General features: G+C 51.0%; 3 protein-coding genes and 1 pseudogene. 3 read left to right on the top strand and 1 reads right to left on the bottom strand.

Going from position 1 to position 5,090, the window contains the following annotated elements:
* Positions 1 to 542: 542 nt before the first annotated feature.
* Positions 543 to 1,109, bottom strand: a complete 567-nt coding sequence (locus FFS57_RS24335) for a hypothetical protein (protein ID WP_137940416.1) — start codon at positions 1,107 to 1,109, stop codon at positions 543 to 545.
* 125 nt (positions 1,110 to 1,234) lie between these two features.
* Between FFS57_RS24335 and FFS57_RS24340 the strand changes: the two are divergent.
* The 3 genes and pseudogenes from FFS57_RS24340 to FFS57_RS24350 all read left to right on the top strand — a co-directional run bounded on the left by FFS57_RS24340 (position 1,235) and on the right by FFS57_RS24350 (position 5,086).
* Positions 1,235 to 2,441 (top strand): annotated as a pseudogene (locus FFS57_RS24340) (IS3 family transposase).
* Positions 2,389 to 2,865, top strand: coding sequence for an ATP-binding protein (locus tag FFS57_RS24345; RefSeq protein WP_249384160.1), 477 nt, complete (start codon positions 2,389 to 2,391; stop codon positions 2,863 to 2,865). The pseudogene FFS57_RS24340 and the gene FFS57_RS24345 overlap by 53 nt, the downstream one beginning before the upstream one ends.
* Positions 2,866 to 3,409: 544 nt before the next feature.
* Entirely contained in the window at positions 3,410 to 5,086 is a 1,677-nt protein-coding gene (locus FFS57_RS24350; protein WP_137940418.1) for a M4 family metallopeptidase, read from the top strand.
* The last annotated feature ends 4 nt before the right edge of the window (positions 5,087 to 5,090 follow it).

Raw genomic sequence — 5,090 nt, forward strand, 5'->3', positions numbered from 1 at the left:
AAACGCCCTTAGCTCAAACCTAAGGGCGTTTACTCTTCTACAACCAGTCAAAACAAAATCCACTCAAAAACACCTCTTCGAAAGCTGCAAACGTTGCCTCCGGACTAAGGAGGTATGGGCCTCTTATGGCATGCGCAGCCGCTCTTTTGGTATTGATCGATGATAGCTCCAGAGTTATTTGTTCCCGACTCACCAAGTTATTGAGTCGGTTACTACTTAATACTGATTGCTGTTCTTGCAAGTCGACCAGGCTTTTTTGCTTAAGTAACCGGAGAGGTGACCTTATACAATAGTGTGCATGCTGTTATATCTCCGCTGGTGCTGGCTGCGTATTCCACCACTTTTGATTACACAGTCCAGCGTGTTGCACAGTCGGTCCAGTGGTCATGACCAGCATTGTAGACTTGGGAATATTGTCTACTTGCTCGAAACGACCGATTCTCGGTGTTATGTGGCGTGCTACATAAGCCGAACTGCAACTATCGGCGCGAATTTGTAGATTGCTGCCGAAAGTAATCGTCAAGCCAAACTTATTGCCATCGTTAACTGACCTCCACCCATTCCTCCCATGCATTACCCCACCCATGCGCGCGAGACAAGCGGCCGAGTCGCGGGCCGAAATAGGACACGCGATGCTTGGCCCATTCCTGGCTGTGCCAAAACAGGTGTACGTTCAGGCGTTTGCCAGGCGAAATCATTACCCAGTATTGGCAAACCTTGTCCACGTACGTGAACAGTTCAGGGTAGTGCACGCCAGTCTCTGGCGCGTCGGCCAGGATGGGCTGCAGTCGGGTGTAGCAATCTAGTGCCATGTCGCGTAGTTCATGAGATGTGGTCTCTTCCGAGAGCCGGGCCAGGATGACGGTCGCAGCCAGCGCATCAAAACTCCCCAACACTACCAGTCGATGAAAGTGCTCGGGGGTCAATTGGACAAGATCCGCCTGCCCTGGGATGGCGCCTTCTGTCGTGATCAGCACCTCAACAACCGATGGCACCAGAACCTGCAACTGACGCTGTAGTACCCAACGATCCGGTTTGGCGCCCTTGAGAATCTCCCAAATTGGGCTGTCAAACCAACGCGCCGTTTCAGGAAAGTGACGTTCAGCCAATTCAACTGCATCGCTCGGGCCGCGCTTACGCTTGGGAACCCGGGTACCACGCTCATAACTGTCTGTAGTGGTCTAATTTCCCCGGACACCTCAATAGGTGGAAAATTCACCTTAAGAGGATAAAGATGACCAAGCAACGCAGAGTATTTGATGCGGCGTACAAGCTGCAAATTGTTAACTTGGTGCGCGGTGGACTGAGTGTTCCGCAGGTAGCCAAAGATCAGCAACTGGGTGAAACAGCGATACGTCGCTGGTTAAAGCAGTTTGACGCTGAACAGGGGGGCGCGGTTTTGCCCGGATCCAAGCCGCTCACACCAGAGCAAGTTCTCACTCGCGAACTGGAAAACTAGGTACGTGACCTGACGCGGGATATCGATATATTGAAAAAAGCGTCGGCCTTCTTTGCCCGGGAACTGAAATGAGCCATCGACTGGTTCAGCAGTTGGCAGAGAAGGCCATCGCACCGACCCATAGTTGCCGTATTCTGGGGCTGAGCCGTTCCGGCTTTTACGCGGCTCGTCAACGCGCTGCGACAGCATCGCCCGCTTCATTGCCCGAATTGCCGCACCTGCGAGCGGCATTTGAAGCATCCGGCCAGACTTATGGCAGCCGGCGTTTGGTCACGGCATTGGCCGAATGCGGGCTGCGAATGGGTCGTCATCGCGTACGGCGATTGATGCACATTCACGGCTTGAAAACCTGCTGGAAACGCAAATTCGTCTACACCACGAATAGCCGGCATGATCTGCCCTGCGCACCCAATTTGCTGAATCGGCAATTCAATCCAGACCGAGCCGATCAAGCGTGGGTTGCTGACATCACCTACATTCGCACGCGCAGTGGCTGGTTATATCTGGCTGCAGTACTGGATTTGCATTCGCGCAAAGTGGTGGGTTGGTCATTAGCACCGCATATGCGTGCCGAACTGGTCTGTACGGCCTTACAAATGGCGATTGCGCAACGCAATCCACCAGCCGGCCTGATTGTTCACTCGGATCGAGGAAGTCAGTATGCCAGCCTGGAATACCAGTCTTTGCTCAGCCAGCATGGTATCCGATGCAGCATGAGCCGCAGGGGCAACTGCTGGGAGTGCGCAGCCTACCCTTGCGGTGCAATGCGGTGATGGAGCGGTTCTTCCTGAGCCTCAAGATGGAGCGTGTCTGGCGACGCGATTATGCAAACCACACAGAGGCAACACTCGACGTGACCCATTACATCGTGGCGTTTTACAACTCGGTTCGACTGCACTCGAAACTAAGTAATCGAACACCGATACACTTTGAAGCTGAATTGGCAGCAAAACAACCTATCGACGTGTCCGAAATTACTTGACCACTACAAGACGTGGCTGGCCTGCGCCTTTGCCACGCAGGCGTGTCGGCTCAAGCTGGCGTCCACGTTCTACAGAGCATCCGACCTGTTTACCGATATTGCAGTGGCCACGCTCGACGGATCGCTACCCAAGCTCAAGATCGCGTTAAACAGGCCGCAGCTACTGGTACTTGATGACTTCGGTATCGGTGGCATGACCATGCAGGCGGCCCATGTGCTGCTTGATGTGGTTGATCGGCGCATGCGGACGGGTTCCTTGTTGATCACCAGCCAATATCCGACGGATCAATGGCATGGCTTCTTCCCGGATCCGACCATAGCGGATGCAGTACTGGACCGCGTTATCCATCAGGCACATCGCGTTCAGCTCAAAGGCGAGTCAATGCGTAAATTGCAAGCGAAGAAGCGAATGCAGGAAGGCTGATCCCGCTCACGGCGCTGGTTTACCATGCTGAGCGGTGAACCAGCGCCGTGACCATTCTTTCACCATCGTGATCAATTCAACAGCACGTATTACCCGCCACCATTGCTCACGAGCAACGGTTTACCTGCTCTTGACACATTGGAACTGGTGATCAAACCGTTTCGGAACGGGTGATCAAGTGAGGGTGGAATATGCAGCTGGCCTATTCGCCGGTGTGTAAGCATGGGTGTCGAATGCGATGCTGGTAACCAACATTTGGTTCTGTTCAAGTCAGTGATAGATTGATTTTTAATACTTTTTTACTAGTTGAAAGAGTATAAACTCTATTTCTGAAATAATTAATATTCTTATTGTCGTATGTTTGAGGTTGTAAATATACTAGCCTTTTCTATTTGAGATTTTCGATTCTTTCTAAAAATATAGCTATTACATAAGGTTATGCCTGAACCAGGGGATGACAAGGAAATATTGACATATATGGAATAGCCGTGATTCAATCGCTTCCGCGTAATGACGTATAAATTTTTTGTGTCAGGGAGAGAACATGCTAGGTGGAATCACTGGGAGAGTGCTGAAGCTATCGACATGTGCATTGTTGGTGACAAGTGCAATGCAGGCGATGGCGGCTACGCGGGTAGATTTAGGGGCTGCAACTGCTGAAGCAAGTAATCCGATGGAATTGGCGGCAGATTTGCGGCCTGTTACTGCTATTGTCGCCGCTAATGGCGCAGTTAAGGTTAAGTATCAGCAGTATTACAATGGGGTACGCATTTGGGGTGAGCTTGCCCCAATTGGTGTCCAGCAGCGTGATGCAAATGGCGTACAAGCTGATTCAGTTGCCTCGTATGTAAGTGGCACATATGTCCAAGGTGTTGAGGCTGATCTGCCAAAGATTCAGCCAACGTTGACAAAAAATGATGTTCTTAAAATTATACGTGGCCAAGCATTGGCTGGTACTCCTTTGCGGCAAGGTGAGAATGAAGAGATTGAGTTACTGATCCGTTTGGATGAAGCAGGGCGTGCACAGCTATTCTATATGGCGTCAATGTTTGTACCTGGTGCTCAGCCTAAGCGCCCATTTTTTATGATTGATGCGACGAATGGTCATGTATTGAAAAAATGGGATGGATTGGCACATCGTGAAGCAACCGGATTTGGCGGGAATGAAAAGACGGGCCGTTATGAATTTGGACGTGATCGGACTTCGTTAAAGCTGGACGATCAATGTCGTTTTGAAACAGATAATGTGGTTACAGTCGATTTGCGGAATTCGACTGGTAGTTCCAATACTCCTTTCCAGCTAAGTAATTGCCCAGCTTCTGGCGCTGGCCGGAATGAGTATCGTGCAGTCAATGGAGCATATTCGCCAATTAACGATGCCCACTTCTCTGGTGGTGTCGTATTTGACATGTACCGTGATTGGTTTCAGCGTCGTCCTATTCAGCAGAAGCTGACGCTGCGCGTACATTACGGCAATAATTACGAGAATGCCTTCTGGGATGGGCAATCGATGTCGTTTGGCGATGGTGGAAGTCGCATGTTCCCATTGGTTTCTTTGGGCGTGGTTGCTCATGAAGTCAGCCATGGTTTTACCCAGCAAAACTCAAATCTGATGTACTCCGGACAATCTGGTGGGATGAACGAGGCATTTTCAGATATGGCCTCGCAGGCTGCTGAGTATTATGCAACTGGTAAAGCTAGTTTCCAGATTGGTCATGACATCATCAAAGCCCAGGGGCGCGCCATGCGTTATATGGATAACCCTGAACGCGATGGCATTTCGATTGGGCATGCAAGCAAGTACAACGATGGTATAGATGTTCATCATTCCAGCGGTGTGTACAACAAGGCGTTCTATCTGTTGGCAAACAAGTCTGGTTGGGATGTGCGTAAGACATTCGAAGTGTTTGCGGTGGCTAACATGATGTATTGGCGGTCGAACAGCACATTCAATGATGGCGTATGTGGCGTCATTCGTGCAGCCGACGATCGTCGGATGAATCGCAATGATGTCATCGATGCATTCCGCCAAGTTGGCGTAACTTGCGCGACACTGCCGCCAACGCCAACGCCAACGCCAACGCCAACGCCAACGCCAACGCCAACGCCAACGCCAACGCCAACGCCAACGCCAACGCCAACGCCAACGCCAACGCCAACGCCAACGCCAAATGATGTCTCACATACACCTGTCCGAGAACACGAGACCCGAGATGAATAAGTAA

This window comes from Chitinivorax sp. B, from assembly GCF_005503445.1.
Classification (GTDB): Bacteria; Pseudomonadota; Gammaproteobacteria; order Burkholderiales; family SCOH01; genus Chitinivorax.

Excerpts from the sequence above, each read along its gene's own strand:
- FFS57_RS24350 (WP_137940418.1), top strand. The coding sequence starts at position 3,410 with ATGCTAGGTGGAATCACTGGGAGAGTGCTGAAGCTATCGACATGTGCA.